Origin of the sequence: Escherichia sp. AM3 (assembly GCF_032029835.1) — a bacterium.
GTDB lineage: Bacteria > Pseudomonadota > Gammaproteobacteria > Enterobacterales > Enterobacteriaceae > Escherichia > Escherichia coli.
This window is the reverse complement of the sequence record NZ_JAVUPQ010000695.1, coordinates 1-354: the sequence shown is the minus strand read 5'-3', so window position 1 is coordinate 354 and position 354 is coordinate 1. Positions and strand designations below refer to the sequence as shown.

At 58.2% G+C, this 354-nt stretch carries 1 protein-coding gene; it reads left to right on the top strand.

Annotated elements, in window-relative coordinates; all coding sequences use genetic code 11:
* Positions 1-276: winged helix DNA-binding protein (locus RTW80_RS27940; protein WP_312721376.1), on the top strand; the 276-nt coding region annotated here is incomplete at its 5' end.
* Positions 277-354 lie beyond the last annotated feature (78 nt).

Genomic DNA, 354 nt, shown 5'->3' with positions numbered 1-354 from the left:
AACGTGGAAGATACCCACGTGGTGACGTATGCGCTGAAAAAGCTGGTCAAGGCGGGATATGTCACCAGCGAGAAAGCCGGAAAAGAGCTTTTTTTCTCCACCACGGAGGAGGGAAAAGCGCTGTGCATGAAGTACCGGGAGGTGCGGGAGGCCTGCCTGATCAACATTCATGCGGAAAGCGGCATTCCGGGTGCATCAATTGGCGAGACCGCGCAGTTACTCCGCGCGATCTCCTCCCTGTATGATACCGCCGCACGCGCGGCGGCCTCGCTTTAAGGACGGCGGAAAAGCGTCATACTCCGCCCGGCCAGTTCATAATCGACGGATTCCGTGATGATTTCCCCTGTGGGGGCC